This is a genomic window from Novosphingobium ginsenosidimutans (assembly GCF_007954425.1).
Classification (GTDB): domain Bacteria; phylum Pseudomonadota; class Alphaproteobacteria; order Sphingomonadales; family Sphingomonadaceae; genus Novosphingobium; species Novosphingobium ginsenosidimutans.
In genome coordinates, this window is sequence record NZ_CP042345.1 from 145,258 (window position 1) to 160,319 (window position 15,062).

General features: G+C 65.2%; 17 protein-coding genes. 6 read left to right on the plus strand and 11 right to left on the minus strand.

Going from position 1 to position 15,062, the window contains the following annotated elements; translation table 11 throughout:
• The first annotated feature begins 15 nt into the window (after positions 1-15).
• The gene (locus FRF71_RS00670; RefSeq protein WP_147088739.1) at positions 16-930 is read left to right on the plus strand and encodes an SDR family oxidoreductase; all 915 of its coding nucleotides are present in this window, start codon (positions 16-18) and stop codon (positions 928-930) included.
• A gap of 109 nt (positions 931-1,039) precedes the next feature.
• Complete coding sequence (locus FRF71_RS00675; RefSeq protein WP_147088740.1) at positions 1,040-2,080, plus strand: hypothetical protein; 1,041 nt, start codon at positions 1,040-1,042, stop codon at positions 2,078-2,080.
• Between the two features lie 546 nt (positions 2,081-2,626).
• Here the strand turns inward: FRF71_RS00675 and FRF71_RS00680 are convergent.
• Genes FRF71_RS00680 through FRF71_RS00695 form a run of 4 tightly spaced genes read right to left on the minus strand, consistent with a single transcriptional unit; the run spans position 2,627 to position 5,611 of the window.
• Positions 2,627-2,974, minus strand: a complete 348-nt coding sequence (locus FRF71_RS00680; RefSeq protein WP_147088741.1) for a DUF2794 domain-containing protein — start codon at positions 2,972-2,974, stop codon at positions 2,627-2,629.
• Positions 2,971-3,681 (minus strand): serine O-acetyltransferase EpsC, encoded by a 711-nt coding sequence (gene epsC / locus FRF71_RS00685; protein ID WP_147088742.1) that lies wholly within the window; start codon positions 3,679-3,681, stop codon positions 2,971-2,973. The genes FRF71_RS00680 and epsC overlap by 4 nt, the downstream gene beginning before the upstream one ends.
• A gap of 41 nt (positions 3,682-3,722) precedes the next feature.
• Positions 3,723-4,337: a P-loop NTPase family protein gene (locus FRF71_RS00690; RefSeq protein ID WP_147088743.1), complete on the minus strand. Its 615-nt coding sequence runs from the start codon at positions 4,335-4,337 to the stop codon at positions 3,723-3,725.
• The gene (locus FRF71_RS00695; protein WP_238339317.1) at positions 4,337-5,611 is read right to left on the minus strand and encodes a heavy-metal-associated domain-containing protein; all 1,275 of its coding nucleotides are present in this window, start codon (positions 5,609-5,611) and stop codon (positions 4,337-4,339) included. The genes FRF71_RS00690 and FRF71_RS00695 overlap by 1 nt, the downstream gene beginning before the upstream one ends.
• Positions 5,612-5,681: 70 nt before the next feature.
• Between FRF71_RS00695 and purM the strand changes: the two genes are divergently transcribed.
• Positions 5,682-6,773 carry a phosphoribosylformylglycinamidine cyclo-ligase gene (gene purM / locus FRF71_RS00700; RefSeq protein WP_147088744.1) on the plus strand — a complete coding sequence of 364 codons (1,092 nt, stop codon included), beginning with the start codon at positions 5,682-5,684 and terminating at the stop codon, positions 6,771-6,773.
• Complete coding sequence (purN, locus tag FRF71_RS00705; RefSeq protein WP_147088745.1) at positions 6,766-7,719, plus strand: phosphoribosylglycinamide formyltransferase; 954 nt, start codon at positions 6,766-6,768, stop codon at positions 7,717-7,719. The genes purM and purN overlap by 8 nt, the downstream gene beginning before the upstream one ends.
• Here purN and mddA read toward each other — a convergent pair.
• From mddA to ndk, 4 genes are all read right to left on the minus strand, one after another.
• Positions 7,716-8,450, minus strand: coding sequence for a methanethiol S-methyltransferase (gene mddA / locus FRF71_RS00710; protein WP_238339319.1), 735 nt, complete (start codon positions 8,448-8,450; stop codon positions 7,716-7,718). The genes purN and mddA overlap by 4 nt on opposite strands.
• Before the next feature lie 173 nt (positions 8,451-8,623).
• Positions 8,624-8,869 (minus strand): hypothetical protein, encoded by a 246-nt coding sequence (locus tag FRF71_RS00715; RefSeq protein ID WP_147088746.1) that lies wholly within the window; start codon positions 8,867-8,869, stop codon positions 8,624-8,626.
• Between the two features lie 72 nt (positions 8,870-8,941).
• The gene (locus FRF71_RS00720) at positions 8,942-9,193 is read right to left on the minus strand and encodes an HP1242/YdcH family protein (protein WP_147088747.1); all 252 of its coding nucleotides are present in this window, start codon (positions 9,191-9,193) and stop codon (positions 8,942-8,944) included.
• A 131-nt stretch (positions 9,194-9,324) separates the two neighbouring features.
• Positions 9,325-9,747, minus strand: a complete 423-nt coding sequence (gene ndk / locus FRF71_RS00725; RefSeq protein ID WP_147088748.1) for a nucleoside-diphosphate kinase — start codon at positions 9,745-9,747, stop codon at positions 9,325-9,327.
• A gap of 155 nt (positions 9,748-9,902) precedes the next feature.
• On the opposite strand from ndk, the gene FRF71_RS00730 reads away from it, so the two are divergent.
• On the plus strand, positions 9,903-10,541 hold the full coding sequence (locus FRF71_RS00730; RefSeq protein WP_147088749.1) for a dioxygenase family protein: 639 nt from the start codon (positions 9,903-9,905) through the stop codon (positions 10,539-10,541).
• Positions 10,542-10,554: 13 nt separating this feature from the next.
• Here the strand turns inward: FRF71_RS00730 and FRF71_RS00735 are convergent, their stop codons facing one another.
• Genes FRF71_RS00735 through FRF71_RS00745 form a run of 3 tightly spaced genes read right to left on the minus strand, consistent with a single transcriptional unit; the run spans position 10,555 to position 12,605 of the window.
• Complete coding sequence (locus FRF71_RS00735; protein WP_147088750.1) at positions 10,555-10,992, minus strand: DNA polymerase III subunit chi; 438 nt, start codon at positions 10,990-10,992, stop codon at positions 10,555-10,557.
• Positions 10,989-11,138: a DUF2256 domain-containing protein gene (locus tag FRF71_RS00740; protein WP_147088751.1), complete on the minus strand. Its 150-nt coding sequence runs from the start codon at positions 11,136-11,138 to the stop codon at positions 10,989-10,991. Before FRF71_RS00740 ends, FRF71_RS00735 begins: the two co-directional genes overlap by 4 nt.
• Before the next feature lie 3 nt (positions 11,139-11,141).
• Positions 11,142-12,605, minus strand: coding sequence for a leucyl aminopeptidase (locus FRF71_RS00745; RefSeq protein ID WP_147088752.1), 1,464 nt, complete (start codon positions 12,603-12,605; stop codon positions 11,142-11,144).
• Positions 12,606-12,705: 100 nt separating this feature from the next.
• On the opposite strand from FRF71_RS00745, the gene FRF71_RS00750 reads away from it, so the two are divergent.
• A complete protein-coding gene (locus FRF71_RS00750; protein WP_147088753.1) occupies positions 12,706-14,964 on the plus strand; it encodes an LPS-assembly protein LptD in 2,259 nt (752 codons plus the stop codon).
• The last annotated feature ends 98 nt before the right edge of the window (positions 14,965-15,062 follow it).

Here is a 15,062-nt window from a genome sequence, read left to right on the forward strand (position 1 = left end):
TGTGGAGCTAAGCTTATGACCATTTCTTTCAAGGACCGTGTTGCGATCGTTACCGGCGCGGGCGGCGGCCTGGGCCGTTCCTATGCCCTCGAGCTGGCCAAGCGCGGCGCCAAGGTTGTCGTCAATGACCTGGGCGGCAGCCGCGATGGCACGGGCCATTCCGACGCCGCGCTGAAGGTTGTCGAAGAGATCAAGGCGATGGGCGGCGAAGCCATGTCGAACGGCGGCTCGGTCACCGACCTCGCCCAGATGGAAGAGATGGTCGCCAAGGCCAAGGAAGCCTGGGGCGGCGTGCACATCCTGATCAACAACGCCGGCATCCTGCGCGACAAGAGCTTCGCCAAGATGACCATGGAAGACTGGAAGCTGGTGATCGACGTTCACCTGAACGGCAGCGCCAACTGCACCAAGGCGGTGTGGGACCTGATGCGTGAACAAGCCTATGGCCGCATCCTGATGACCGCCAGCAGCACCGGCCTGTTCGGCAACTTCGGCCAGGCCAACTATGGCGCGGCCAAGCTGGGCCTGGCGGGCTTCACCAAGACCCTCGCGCTTGAAGGCGCGAAGTACAACGTGCGGATCAACACCCTGGCCCCGGTCGCGGGTACCCGCATGACCGAAGACCTTGGCATGCCCGAAACCCTTTTCAACGCGCTGAAGCCGGAAAACGTTGCGCCGATGGCCCTGTACCTGGTCAGCGAAGACGCGCCGACCAACATGATCTGCGGCGCCGGCGCCGGGGCCTATCACGCCGCTTACGTCACTCTGACGCCGGGCGTCGCCCTGCCGGCTGACGAACGTACGCCAGAAGGCATCGCGGCGGCCTGGGAACAGATCATCGACCGTACCGGCGAGATCGTCCCCCAGTCGGGCGGCGAACAGAGCCAGGTCGTGATGGCCGCCCTCGCCAAGATCGGCGGCTTGGGCTGATCCAATGCCGCCTGCCGCAAGCAGGCGGGGCAGGCCGCAATCCTGCATGCTGTATTGACACAGTAATACACATGGGGCATCCTCTTCCGACAACAGGTGGAGGATGCCCATGTATAGCGAAGCCGAACTGCAGTCCGCAGTCGCCGCAGGAGCGCTAAGCCGCGAAGCGGCGCAGGCGCTGCGCGATCATGCCAACGGGATGCGCAATGCCCCCGTCGCTGATGAAGAACATTTCCGGCTGATCACCGGGTTCAACGATATCTTCGTGACCATTGCCGCTGTGCTGCTGCTGGTGGCCTGCGCCGGGATCGGCGGGGCCATATCCGCCGGCGCTGGGGGTCTGCTGGTGGCAGGCGCCGCCTGGCTGATGGCCGAATTCTTTACGCGCAAGCGGCGCATGGCCCTGCCCTCGATCGTCTTGCTGCTGGCCTTTGTCGGCGGGGTGATCGCCATTCCGCTCGAGATCATCGATTCCACCGATCCGCAGTTTAGCGACCAGACAACGGCGCTGATCGGCGCGGGCATTGCCTTGCTGGCCGGCGGGGCCGCGCTGGTCCACTGGCGGCGCTTCATGGTGCCGATCACGGTTGCCGCGGGTACGGCGGCGCTTGCCGCCACAGCGGTGGCGCTGATCATGGCCGCAATCCAGCCGCTGGTCGGCCGCGACGGGATGGAGAATGTCCTGCTGTGGCTGCTGTTTGGCGCCGGGATTGTCGTCTTCGGCTTTGCCATGCGCTGGGACATGTCGGACCGCGCCCGCGAAACCCGCCGCAGCGACGTTGCCTTCTGGCTGCACCTGCTGGCCGCACCGATGATCGCCCACCCCCTGTTCCATGCCCTGGGCGTGACCGAGGGCCAGAACATCGGCGCGCCGGCTGCGCTGGGCGTGATCGTGATCTATGTCCTGCTCGGGCTGGTTGCCCTGGCGGTCGACCGCCGCGCGCTGCTGGTGTCAGCACTGGCCTATGTGCTGACCGCCATGACCCTGCTGTTCAAGAACTTTGGCATGGTTGAGCTGAACGTCGCGCTGACCGGCCTAGTCATCGGATCGGCCCTGCTCAGCCTCTCGGCCTTCTGGGGTCCGATCCGGCGGGCTGTGGTATCGCCCTTGCCCGATCAATGGCGGGGACGGCTGCCGGCTGCGGCCTAATCACAGCAATCGCCACAGTGCGGGGCGGCGGGCTGGTCTCGCCGCCCCGTTGCTTTTGGCAACATATTCCCTTTTCCGTCATCCCCGCGAAAGCGGGGACCCATCACCTGACATCACCACCGCCGCGCCACTCGCCATCTTGGGAGATGGGTCCCCGCTTTCGCGGGGATGACGTTGAGTGGTTAGGTTTGACTTGACAAACGAACCATTTTGGTTCATATGTGCGCCCGACGGATGCCGGACGGGTTACGCGTGCCGCCTGCTTCCGTGCAGTGGCCGGTGCGACAAGGCACCGATCCCGGATCGTGGAACTGGACCTTTACGGTCCTGAACGCCAGGCGGCAGGGGAGCGAGCCCGTCCCGCCAGCGCCACTGACCGCAGGGCCGAGTGGATGGTTCTTGGCAGCGACCCCATCCGCCGTTCGCAAGGATTGGCTGCAAGCCTCGCTCGATCGGCTTCACGGGTACATTCGCACCGGCCGCATCCGTCCGTTTGTGCAGTCCAGATCAATCAGCCTGTCGGTCCGGCGGGCCGCAGCCGCACGCCTAGTCCTCAACCACCTTGAGCAGTCGCCGCTCCAGCGGGAACAACACGCCGGACAATTCGTGCCCGCGCTTTAGAACCTGTCCCGCCTCACCATAGAGCGTCCACATGCCCTGCTTGGTGCGCAAGGCAGGACGCTTTTCGATCCGCGCCTCGGGCCGTTCGGCGGCGCGGCGGAAGCCGCAGAAGCTGGCGGCCTCCTTGCCGAAATCCATCGCATAGTCGCGCCACAATCCGGCAGCGACCATCCGCCCATAGAGATCCAGGATGCGTTGCAATTCGTCCCGCTCAAACCCGACCTGCGCGATCCGCGCGGCCTGGAACGGAAAGGGCGTGACGACTGCGCTCAAGCAGCGCCGCCCCGCTTGCGACCCGAGCTTTGCTTGGCCGCCTGGGCATCGCGCTCTTCAAGCAGCTGGGCGACCCGTTTTTGCAGCGTATCGATCTCGCACTGCAGGATCTCCAGCTTCTGCGTCGCCGGGTCGAACCGTTCGGAGCACGGCGTGCCATAGGGCACAAAGGCCTGGGTTTCCGGCTTGACCTCAACCGGGGTCGGCTTGGCCGGGATGCCCAGCATGGTTGCACCTTCGGGCACGTCCTTGGTCACCACGGCATTGGCCCCGATGCGCGAATCCTTGCCGACGTAAATCGGCCCCAGGATCGCCGCGCCCAGACTGATGATCACGCCATCGCCGATGGTCGGGTGGCGCTTGCCGCCGACGCCGTTGGTCGGGTTGGTCCCGCCCAGGGTCGAGCCCTGGTACATGGTGACGTTATCGCCGATCTCGGCCGTTTCACCGATCACCACAAAGCCGTGGTCGATAAAGAAATTGCGCCCGATCTTTGCGCCGGGGTGGATATCGATCGCGGTCATGAAGCGGCTGAAATGATTGACCAGCCGCGCCAGCAGATAGAGCCGCGCGCGAAACAGCCGGTGCGCCACGCGGTGGAAACCCAGCGCCCAGACACCCGGATATAGCAGGATTTCCCAGCGCGACCGGACGGCCGGATCGCGGGCCTGGATCGAATCCAGATAGGTAATGAAACGTCCCGGCATAGAATTCCCCATCGGCCACGGATTCTCCCATAGGAGCAACCTCAAAGCAAGCGTGGCTCGTCCGGTCCCAGGACCGCTTCAAGCGCAGCGCGCCAGATCGCTGGACCCGGCGGCGCCTTGCGTTCAAGGCTGAGCCGGTCGATCGCGGCGATGACCTGCTCTGCACCCATGTGGGTACGTTCGATCCGGGGCACAAGATAGGTTACAGCATCGGGGCCAAGCGCCAGCAGACGCTGCTCGGCGTGAACCGCGAGCAGCTCGGCCAGCATGGCATCGTCGGGCGCGCCAATCTCTAGCTGGAGCACGGCCCCAAGGCGCGAGCGCAGGTCCGGCAGTCCGATTTGCCAGCCGCCGGGCACGGTACCGCGCACGATCAGCAGCGGCGTGCCGCTTTCCTGCGCGCGGTTCCAGCGGTGGAACAGCTCGGTCTCGTCGATCTTGTCGGCATCGTCGATCGCCTCGCCCAGGCCGCTTTCGGCAAACCAGCGTGCGATCAGCGACTTGCCCGAGCGCGGCGGGCCGGCCAGCACGGCTGTGCGGAATGGCCAGGTTTCGGCAAGGGCGCAGGCTTCCAGCGCGGTGGCATTGGCGCTGCCAACGACAATGCGGCTTGGTCCCGCCCCTCCGGCGTGCAGTGGCAGCGCAATCTGGCTCATCAGCGGCGGATCGACAGCGCGTTGGGACCCATCGTCACGCGCCAGCCGCGCGCGCGCAGCGCATCGGCCAGGCCGGAAAGCTCGCCAGCATAGGTTACCCGCATGACCGAAGTACCGCCCATGGCCAGACTGGTGGTCGAAGCGCCCTGCACCCCCGGTGCACCGCGCACCGCCGCCAGGGCCGCATCGACTGCCGAAGCATCGGGCGAAGCGAACTGGACGGTAAAGGTGGACAGCGTGGCAGGTGCAGCGGCCGATGCCGTTGGGGTGGGCGTGGCTGCCGCATCAGCACTGCTTGCCGCCCCCTGTTCGGCCCGGCGCGCGGCCTCGACCAGGGCTGCCAGCCCGGCATCCATCTGGCCGCCATGGTTGAGCGTGGCATCTGGCTTCAGCGCGCCCGCCGCCAGCGCCCGGGCATAGATCGCGTCGATCCGCTGCACAGCAGTTGCCAGCATGGCCGGCACAGCGGCCTCTTCATTGGCGGTCAGGGTAAAGCTTTCGAGGAAGCGGTTGTCCGGGCCATAACGCGCCGTGAAAGTGCCGCGTACCGGTCCGCCAGGCCATTGCCGTTCCAGTCGGGCTTCGGGAATGATCACATCGGCCGCGCCAAACTGGTCGAGCACGTTGCGCCACCAGGCGCGGCTGCGGCGCTGCGGCTGACCAGCGGTAAGCAGCAGCGAATCGCCGCCCGCACCGCTCGGCCGGACATAGTCGATCGGGCTGCTCCCGGCATTGAAGGCCGCCCAGGCCGCCTGCCACTGCCCGCGCACTTCAAAGACCTGGCTGACCCCGCCCGAACGCAGCACGGGGATCACCAGAAGCGGGGCCGACTGCTGCCCGGCAATGCCCTTGCCGCTAATGTACTGCCCGGCGCGGGCGCGGTCGAACACCACGCCCAGCGTGGCGATATAGCGGCGCGGCCCGATCTGCTCGCGCTCCACCACCACGGCCGAGACCATACTTTCGATCACGCCCAGATCCATCGGTGGGCCCCCGGCCTTGGCCCAGGCCAGCTTCTGCGCCTCCTGCCAGCCGTTGAGCCGCGCCTGCTCAGGCGTATCGCCGGTCGTTTCGACCTGCACCCCGCTGATCGCGATGTCCGATGAAGCGGCAACCGGGATTATCCCCCGATCCCCCTCGATCTGCGCGATCAGCCGCTCGGACCCGATCACCGCCAGTCCCAGCATCAGTGCCACCCCGAGCCCACCCAGCAGGGTGGCGGCAGGGCCGGGACGCCAGCGGAGCGGCAAGGAAGGAAGGGATGCGACAGCCATCGGGGAAAACCGTGCGCCTTTTGCCCAATCGCACATGGAAATCCAAGCCGGAAAGCGTTAGGCGGCCTGCATGGCGGAAAAGTCCTACACTTATGAAACGGCCGGCGTCTCGATCGCGGCGGGCAATGCGCTGGTCAAGGCGATTGGTCCGCTGGTCAAGGCGACGGCCCGGCCCGGCGCGGATGCTGAGATTGGGGGCTTCGGCGGCTTCTTCGATCCCAAGGCGGCGGGCTATACCGACCCGCTGCTGGTCGCCGCCAACGATGGGGTAGGCACCAAGGTCAAGCTCGCGATCGACCATGACCGGCATGACCGGATTGGTGAGGACCTGGTCGCGATGTGCGTCAACGACCTGATCGTCCAGGGCGCCGAGCCGCTGTTCTTCCTCGACTACTTTGCGACCGGCAAGCTGGAGAACGGCGTCGCCGAACGCGTCGTTGCCGGCATTGCCGAAGGCTGCAAGATCGCCGGCTGCGCCCTCATCGGCGGTGAAACGGCGGAAATGCCCGGGATGTATGCCGCAGGCGACTATGATCTTGCCGGCTTTTGCGTCGGCGCGGTTGAGCGCGGCGAGCAGCTCACCGGAGAAAAGGTTGCCGAGGGCGATGTGCTGCTGGGTTTGCCCTCCTCGGGCGTTCACTCAAACGGCTATTCCCTGGTCCGACGCCTTGCGGCCGACAAGGGCTGGAAACTGGACCGCCCTGCCCTGTTCGACGCTGACCGGCTGCTGATCGATCACCTGATCGAACCGACCCGGATCTACGTGAAGAGCCTGCTACCCCTGATCCGCGGCGGCAAGATCCATGCGCTGGCCCATATCACCGGCGGCGGCTTGCTGGAGAACGTGCCGCGCGTCCTGCCCAAGGGGCTGCACGCCCGGATCGATGCCGATGCCTGGGAACAGCCGCGGCTGATGGCCTTCCTCCAGGCCCAGGGCAATATCGAGCCTGAGGAAATGGCCCGGACCTTCAACTGCGGGATCGGCATGGTCCTGGCGGTCGCGGCGGATGACGCCGCCGGCCTGATCGCCGATCTGCAGGCCGCTGGCGAGACCGTCCACGTGATCGGCGCAATCGAAGCGGGCGAGCGCGGCTGCACCGTGCAGGGCAGCGCGGAAGCCTGGTCGGCCCGTGCCTCCTGGGAAGCCGTCCACCTTGCCTGAACGGGCCAAAGTCGCCGTCCTGATCTCAGGCAGCGGCACCAATATGGCGGCGCTGCTCTATGCCAGCCGCGCCGCAGACTGCCCCTATGAGATTGTCCTGGTCGCCTCGAACAACGCTGAGGCCGGCGGTCTGACCTTGGCCGCAGCCGAGGGCGTGCCGACCTTTGCCCTGCCCCACAAGGGCATGGAGCGCGCGGCGCACGATCAGGCGATGGACGCGGCGATCCGGGCCAGCGGCGCGCAGTTCGTGGCGCTGGCCGGCTATATGCGGATCCTGACGCCCGATTTCGTCAGCGGCTGGGAAGGCCGGATGGTCAACGTGCACCCCAGCCTGCTGCCGAAGTACAAGGGCTTGCACACCCATGAGCGCGCCATCGAGGCGGGTGACAGCCACGGCGGCTGCACCGTCCACCTTGTCACCGCCGAACTCGATGACGGGCCGGTGCTGGGCCAGACGCCCGTGGCAATCCTGCCCGGCGATACGGCTGACAGCCTCGCCGCGCGGGTGCTGATCGCCGAGCATCAGCTTTATTCGCGCTGCCTCGCCGCGCTGGTGAGCCGCGAGACTTCGCCGGAGCACCTGGTCGCGCAAGTGCGCGAACGGGCCCTCGCCCTGCCCGAAGCCGATGAAGTGACCAGCCACGGCATGCCCTGCTTCGGCATCGTGAAGGGCAAGAAGTTCGCCTATGTCAGCATGGACCACCATGGCGACGGCAAGATCGCGCTGCTGGTCAAGATCAGTGGGCCGGACGAACAAGCCCAGCTGATCGAGTACGATCCCGAGCGCTATTACCGCCCGGCCTATTTCGGCGACGGCTGGATCGCGATGCGGCTCGACCTCGGCCGCAACGACTGGGACGAGATCGGCGAATGGCTGGCCCGCTCCTGGCGCAGCGTGGCGCCAAAGAAGCTGACCAGCCTGATCGACGCCGCCGACGCGTTTTAGCCTTTGCCCACCCCCGGAATAACCTTGCCGACCTTCTGGCGGTAGGATGCATAGTCTGCGCCGAAGGTTCCCATCAGGTCACGCTCTTCATGGTGGATCCCGATGAAGATGTAGACGGTCATCCCCGCAGCGAACAGCAAATGCCCGGCAGTCATCGTTGGCGCGGCCCAGAAGGCAATCAGGAAGCCGGTGTAGAGCGGGTGCCGCACCAGCTTGTAGAACAAGGGCGTGCGCATGGTCGGTGCGGCAGGATTGCTACCCCGCCCGGCGTTCCACGCCTGCGCCAGACCAAACAGTTCGAAGTGGTTGATCAGCCAGGTGCTGATGAAAACAATCCCAAACCCGGCCAGGAACAAGCCCCAGATCAGATTACGGGCCAGCGGATTGCCAATGTCCCAGATCACGGCCGGAATCGGGTGCCAGAACCGGTAAAGCAGCGCGAGGACGATGGCCGAAGCGAGGCAATAGAAACTGCGCTCAAGTGCAGGCGGGACGATCCGGGTCCAGGCAGCCTTGAAGGCTGGCCGGGCCATGACGCTGTGCTGCAAACCGAAAAGGGCGATCAGGCCAAGGTTCCAGACGGTTGCGGTGACGGGATCTGAGACGATCCCCTTGTCAACATGGGTGGGAAGCATTGGCAGGCCAGCCAAAAACCCCACCAGATATACGAAGGCGACGAAGAAAGCTGTGTAGCAGCCAAGTGCAGCCACCATATAGAATGGGCGCATCATGAATTTCCCCCCGGGGAACAAGTCAAGTCACGCGCACAGGTTCCCCCAAGTTGCCCGTGTTCCGATGGTCAATCCCACCGCCTTTGTGGGCTGCCTGGTTTCGACTGCCCGGTGGCAGAGAACTTCTGCGCTAGGGGAAATGTCTACCTGTCGAGATCAAGAGTCAAACGATCTCAAATCTCGCTGCCGTCCACCATCGGGCGGCTTTCGCGCGTCCCCTTGTAACGGGCGTCGGGCTCATTCGGCCCTGGGCTGATCACCACGTGATCTTCGTGCACTTCCAGCAGGGTGCCAACGAAAGGCCAGTCCTCCATCGAGCTGACGCGGTAACTAACCGTATCGCCGACCTTGAAGGTGGCGGGATCGAAGTTGAACTGGAACGGGCAATCCTCGCCGCCGTCTCCGCCCATGCCTTTCATCGCAAGTCTCCTTTTGGAGATCGCTACCACACCTCGTCACCTCCGCGAAAGCGGGCATGACGAGGGTGCAAATCAGGCCGCCGCCTTGGCCTTTGCCAGCATCGCCGCAATCTCGTCGATCAGGGCGAGGCGCTGCTTCTTGAGCGTTTCGGCATATTCGTCAGAGGTGTTCTCGAGCCCCGCCTCGATCCGGTGAATCTCGCCGTTCACTGCGTGATAGCGATCGGCCAGCGATACGAAGTGCGGGTTATGCAGCTTCAACTCGTGCAGCAGTGCGTGATCGTTCGGGAATTCGGTAGCGAGTTGGTGCGGGGTGTTCGACATGAAGTCTCCTCTCGTGATGGAGGGAAACTTCGCCCAGCCCTGCCGGGTCCGCCTTGCGCTCGGTCAAATCGGCAAAGAAAAAGGGCCGCCGGATCGCTCCAGCGGCCCCTTTCACCGATCAGGCGCAGAGCTTAGCCGACGATTTCTTCGGGCTTGAAGAAAAAGGCGATCTCGATCGCCGCGTTTTCTTCCGAGTCCGAGCCGTGGACGGTATTCTCGCCGATCGACAGGGCAAAGGTCTTGCGGATGGTGCCTTCGGCGGCGTCAGCCGGGTTGGTGGCGCCCATGATATCGCGGTTGCGGGTAACGGCATCTTCGCCTTCCAGCACCTGGACGACCACCGGCTCGCTCATCATGAATTCGCACAGTTCGCCGAAGAAGGGGCGTTCCTTGTGGACCGCATAGAAACCTTCGGCCTGTTCGCGGGTCATGTGGATGCGCTTCGAGGCAACGACGCGCAGGCCGGCTTCTTCCAGCATCTTGGTGACCGCGCCGGTCAGGTTGCGGCGGGTGGCATCGGGCTTGATGATCGAAAAGGTGCGGGTAACCGCCATGGTGTTCGTCCTTGCGTATTATGCTTGGGAGAGATGGCGCGCCCCTAGCCGGGAAAATGCTGCGCCGCAAGGCACTGGGCTGCTCGCTTATTTCGCTTGGGTTCGGGGCAAAGGAGGATTAGCCTCGCTGTCGGGTCGCATGGGGGAGAACCACTATGCGTGACGACGATCACTTGATGTCCCGCCGGGCCTTTGCCGGCACGGCGCTGGCCGCGGCAACCTTGCTTGGAGCCGGAGTAGCCAGGGCTGCCGAAATGAAGGCGATGACGCCGGGGCAGACCATTGGCCCGTTCTATCCGATCCAGCGGCTGGCCGAGGCCGATGCCGACCTTACCATGATCAAGGGGCACAAGAACCGCGCCAAAGGCACGGTGATCGAAGTGACCGGCCGGGTGCTCGATCGCTATGGCAATCCGGTGAGCGGCGCCAAGCTGGAACTGTGGCAATGCAATGCTGCCGGCCGCTATGCCCACCCGAACGATGTCGCCACCGCCCCGCTGGATCCCGATTTCCAGGGCTTCGCCGCCATTGCCAGCGGCAAGCAGGGCGAATGGCGCATCACCACGATCAAGCCGGCAGGTTATGAATCGCCGATCGGCCACCGCACCCCGCACATCCATTTTGACGTCAGCGGGCGGACGCATCGTCTGATCACGCAGATGTATTTCCCCGATGAGGAAGCAACCAACGCCAAGGACGCGCTCTATAAGGAAATGGGCGGCGATGCAGTGCGCACCGTAGCCCGTGCCGATGGCGTGGCACGTTACAACTGGGACATTGTCCTGATGGATTGAGGCCGCGGGCGGCTCAGGCCGCCTGGACCCACTTGCCGCTCTCTTCCTGCCGCCAATAGCGCCGCTCGACGCCATCGTTGCCGTCGAGCGTGCGCCAGGTGGCGCGGGCCGCTTCGATGGTCGAGCCGTCGAACAACAGGAATGCGCGATCAAACGAAAGCGCTGCGTCCTGCCACACGCCATCCGCCAGCACGACAAAGCGCGCGCCGTTGGCTGGCTGCGGCGCATCGGCTAGCAGGATCGGCTGACGCGCGTCGTGCGATCCGCCCGACAGTCCGTGGGCCAGGAAGCTCTCGGCGCCTTCCCACAGCCGCGCGCTGATCCGTCCGGTCAGTTCATCGTCCGCCGAAACCACCAGCAGTCGCTCACCCGCCTTCAAGGTGTTGCGCGCCAGCAGCGGCACCACCTTTTCGGCCGGATCGCGGCTGAGCTGGTAGAAATCGACCTTCATGCCGAACCTTTCGCACGGCGGCAGCGATCGGAACAATACTTCACATTGTCCCAATCGCGCTCCCACTTCTTGCGCCAGGCAAAGCTGAGGCCGCAGGCGGCGCAGATCTTGCTGGGCAGATCCGCCTTGCGCCGCATCCGCGGCATGGCTCAGGCTTCCAGGTTGTCGCGCACGAAGCGGTCAAGCACGCGCACGCCATAGCCGGTCGCGCCCTTGTCCCAGGTCTGGCCCGGCTTCGACGCCCAGACCATCCCGGCGATGTCGAGGTGCGCCCACGGGGTGCCTTTGTCGACATAGCGCTGGATGAACTGCGCCGCCGTGATCGAGCCGCCCTCGCGCGGGCCGACATTCTTCATATCGGCAATCGGGCTGTCGATCAGCTTGTCATAGGCCGCGCCCAGCGGCTGGCGCCACAGCTTGTCGCCCGAAGCTTCGCCAGCAGCAAGCAGCTTGCCAGCAAGACCATCGTCGTTCGAGAACAGGCCGCCATACTCGTGACCCAGTGCAATGATCATCGCACCGGTCAGCGTGGCGAGATCGACAATTGCCGCGGGGGCGAATTCCTTCTGCGTCCAGGTGATCGCATCGCACAGCACCAGCCGGCCTTCGGCGTCGGTATTGATCACCTCGACCGTCTGGCCTGACATGGTCGTAACCACGTCACCCGGGCGCTGGGCATTGCCATCGGGCATGTTCTCAACCAGCCCGCAGATGCCGACGACATTGGCCTTGGCCTTGCGCCTGGCCAGCGCGAGCATGGCTCCGGTGACTGCACCCGCACCGCCCATGTCCCACTTCATGTCTTCCATGCCGGCTGGCGGCTTGAGGCTGATCCCACCGGTATCGAAGGTCACGCCCTTGCCGACGAAGGCGGTCGGCTTTTCGCCTGCCGCACCGCCGTTCCATTCCATGACCAGCAGGTGAGGCTCGCGGACCGAGCCCTGGGCCACGCCCAACAGCGCGCCCATGCCAAGCGCTGCCATCTCGTCGCGGCCAAGAACGCGAATGTTGACGCCGGTCCCTTCGAAACGCTTGCGTGCCCGCTCGACGAAGCTGGCAGGATAAATGACGTTCGCCGGCTCGGTCACCAACTCGCGGGTGAATTCCACGCCTTCGGCCAGCGCAGCTTCGACGGCCCAGGCTGCTTCGGTGCCTTCCGGTGCCGCAGCAACACGTAGGGTCTTGAGGCTGGGCTTCTGCTCGTCGCTCAACTTGGTGCGGTAGATGTCATAGCGCCAGGCGCGCAAGCGAGCGCCCAGCAGAACGGCGGCGACGTCAGCGCCCGACAGCTTGGTCCCGGTGAGGTCGAGCGTCAGAGTGCTCTCCCCCGAAGTCAGGAACTTGGCCGTCAGCGCCGCCCCGGCGCGTTCCAGCGCGGCGGTGCGGTCCTTGGCCTTGGCATCCCCCGCACCGGCCAAGGCGATCCGGACAACCCCGCCGTCGCGGCTTACGAAACCGTCATGGGCCTGCCCGACCTTGCCGGTAAACCGCGCGGCGCGCGCGCTTTCGGCCAGGACCGGGTCGAGATCGGCCGGCAGAGCATCCTGATCAACAATACGGGCAACGGGCGTAACAGTGGCGGCGAGCGGGCCGGCGACGAATTCGATCTGCATGATAGCTCCGGGAAAAACCTGCGACGGGCCGAAACCGATAGCGGGTCGACCTTGGTTAGCGTGGATTGCAGTTAGGCGCGGGCGGTGCGATAGGCAAGCCATGCATCTCCCCGTGCGGCTGCGGTCGCCCTGCCCCCGTTGCGCGCTTCGCGGCTGGAAATCCGGCGCGCTGGCGCTTGCCTTGCTGGCCATTGCCAGCGGCGCCCAGGCGCAGGATGTACCGCCGAATCCGCCGGCCAGCGAAAGCGAGGCTGATGCACCAGTTGCATTCGAGGCCGATGGCCTGAGTTATGATGATGCCTCGGACAGCGTAACCGCATTTGGCAATGTCGTGATGCGGCGGGGCGATCAATCGGTCCGCGCGGACAAGGTGGTGTGGAACCGCAAGACCGGCGAAGTGGAGGCCAGCGGCTCGATCCGGCTGGTCGATGCCGATGGCAACCAGCTGTTCGCCGATTCGCTGATGCTGGACGATGAACTGCGCGCTGGCGCCATGCAGAACATGCTGCTCGCCCTGCGCGAAGGCGGACGTCTGGCCGCCGCCAATGGCAGCCGCGCGCCCGATGGCACGGTGGTGCTGTCGAACGCGGTCTATTCGGCCTGCGCGGTGGAAGACAGCGCCGGTTGCCCGGTAACGCCCAGCTGGCGGATCACCGCCGAGCGGGTCACCTATGACGATACGAAAAAGCTGATCCGCTTCAAGGGCGCGCGGCTCGAGCTGTTCGGCGCCCGCTTGCTGCCGATGCCGGGCCTGGTGCTGACCAGCGACGGGCGGCCGATCTCCGGCCTGCTGATCCCCGATGTGCGGCTGTCAGCCTCGAACGGGGTGGAATTTTCGCAGACCTATTACAAGCGGCTTGGCAACAACCGTGATCTGGCATTGACGGGCTATGTCTATACTGCGGCCCTGCCGATGATCTCGGGCCAGTACCGCCAGCTGACCAGCATGGGCGCCTACCAGATCACCGGCTATGCCACCCGCTCTTCGCGCATTCCGATTGGCGGAGCGGCGGCTGGCAGCCAGCGCGATTTCCGCGGTTATCTGGCCGGCAATGGCCGGTTCCAGCTTTCACCCAACTGGTCGATCATGGCTTCGGGCCGGGTCGCATCCGACCGCACCTTCCTGCGCCGCTATGACATCAGCCGCGACGATCGCCTCCGCTCGGTGATCGAGGCGGAGCGGATCGATCCCAATTCCTACCTGTCGATCGCCGGCTGGGCGACCCAGACGCTGCGGGTGGGGGATGCCCAGGGCCAGGTGCCGGTTGCCCTGCCGGTGATCGACTATCGCCGCCGCCTGCCCGATGCGGTGCTGGGTGGAAAGATCGAGCTCCAGGCCAATTCGATGGCGATCACCCGCACCACCGGCCAGGACACGCAGCGCGCCTTTGCCCAGGCGCGCTGGGACATGCGGCGGATCACCGGGCTGGGCCAGGAAGTGACCTTTACCGCCCTGGCGCGCGGCGATGTCTACAATTCGGACGAGAACAACCTGACTGCGACTGCGGTCTATCGCGGCAACCCCGGCTGGCAGACCCGCGGCCTCGCCACGGCGGCGATGGACGTGAAGTGGCCGCTGCTGGGCGAGTTCCTGGGCGGCACCCAGGTCCTGACCCCGCGCTTCCAGGTGGTCGCCAGCCCGAACCTGCGCAACCTGGCGATCCCGAACGAAGATGCCCGCGCGATAGATCTCGAAGATTCTAACCTCTTCGCGCTCAATCGCTTCCCCGGCTATGACCGGATCGAGGACGGGGTCCGCTTTACCTATGGGTTCGATTGGCAGTGGGAACGGCCCGGCTGGCGCGTTTCGACGACAATCGGCCAATCCTATCGCCTGACCAGCAAGCCCACGCTCTTGCCGGATGGGACGGGCCTGTCCAGCCGCAGTTCCGACATTGTTGGGCGGACCGAAATCCGCTTCAAGGACTTTGTCCGCCTCACCCACCGCTTCCGGCTTGACAAGGACAACTTCGCCGTCCGCCGCAACGAAATCGATGCCGCGATCGGCAACGAGCGGACCTATGCCGAAATCGGTTACCTGCGGCTCAATCGCAATATCGCCGCCATTGCCGAGGACCTTAAGGACCGTGAAGAACTGCGTGTGGCGGGCCGGGTTGCCTTTGCCCGGTACTGGTCGGTCTTTGGTTCTGGCGTGTTCAACCTGACCGGCAAGAATGAAGACCCGACGCTGACCACCGACGGGTTCCAGGCGCTGCGCACGCGGCTCGGTGTCGCATACGATGACGACTGCCTGCAACTCGCGCTCACCTGGCGGCGCGATTTCGTGGCCACGGGCGATGCCCGCCGCGGCAACACCTTCCAGGTGAGCATAGCCGTGCGCAACCTGGGCTTCCGATAGTTGGGGTTTCCGGTGATCGGGACATTTGCGAGGGCGGCACAAACGCGCTATCCGGCCCGGCAATGGTGGTGGCCTGATCAGCTTGGGTTAAGCCAGCC

Coding starts and splice junctions, on each gene's coding strand:
- FRF71_RS00715 (WP_147088746.1), bottom strand. CDS start 8,869: ATGAAAGGCATGGGCGGAGACGGCGGCGAGGATTGCCCGTTCCAGTTC.
- FRF71_RS00720 (WP_147088747.1), bottom strand. CDS start 9,193: ATGTCGAACACCCCGCACCAACTCGCTACCGAATTCCCGAACGATCAC.
- FRF71_RS00675 (WP_147088740.1), top strand. CDS start 1,040: ATGTATAGCGAAGCCGAACTGCAGTCCGCAGTCGCCGCAGGAGCGCTA.
- FRF71_RS00730 (WP_147088749.1), top strand. CDS start 9,903: ATGCGTGACGACGATCACTTGATGTCCCGCCGGGCCTTTGCCGGCACG.
- FRF71_RS00740 (WP_147088751.1), bottom strand. CDS start 11,138: ATGCCGCGGATGCGGCGCAAGGCGGATCTGCCCAGCAAGATCTGCGCC.
- FRF71_RS00750 (WP_147088753.1), top strand. CDS start 12,706: ATGCATCTCCCCGTGCGGCTGCGGTCGCCCTGCCCCCGTTGCGCGCTT.
- FRF71_RS00745 (WP_147088752.1), bottom strand. CDS start 12,605: ATGCAGATCGAATTCGTCGCCGGCCCGCTCGCCGCCACTGTTACGCCC.
- purM (WP_147088744.1), top strand. CDS start 5,682: ATGGCGGAAAAGTCCTACACTTATGAAACGGCCGGCGTCTCGATCGCG.
- FRF71_RS00670 (WP_147088739.1), top strand. CDS start 16: ATGACCATTTCTTTCAAGGACCGTGTTGCGATCGTTACCGGCGCGGGC.
- FRF71_RS00690 (WP_147088743.1), bottom strand. CDS start 4,337: ATGAGCCAGATTGCGCTGCCACTGCACGCCGGAGGGGCGGGACCAAGC.
- FRF71_RS00695 (WP_238339317.1), bottom strand. CDS start 5,611: ATGGCTGTCGCATCCCTTCCTTCCTTGCCGCTCCGCTGGCGTCCCGGC.
- FRF71_RS00735 (WP_147088750.1), bottom strand. CDS start 10,992: ATGAAGGTCGATTTCTACCAGCTCAGCCGCGATCCGGCCGAAAAGGTG.
- mddA (WP_238339319.1), bottom strand. CDS start 8,450: ATGATGCGCCCATTCTATATGGTGGCTGCACTTGGCTGCTACACAGCT.
- ndk (WP_147088748.1), bottom strand. CDS start 9,747: ATGGCGGTTACCCGCACCTTTTCGATCATCAAGCCCGATGCCACCCGC.
- epsC (WP_147088742.1), bottom strand. CDS start 3,681: ATGCCGGGACGTTTCATTACCTATCTGGATTCGATCCAGGCCCGCGAT.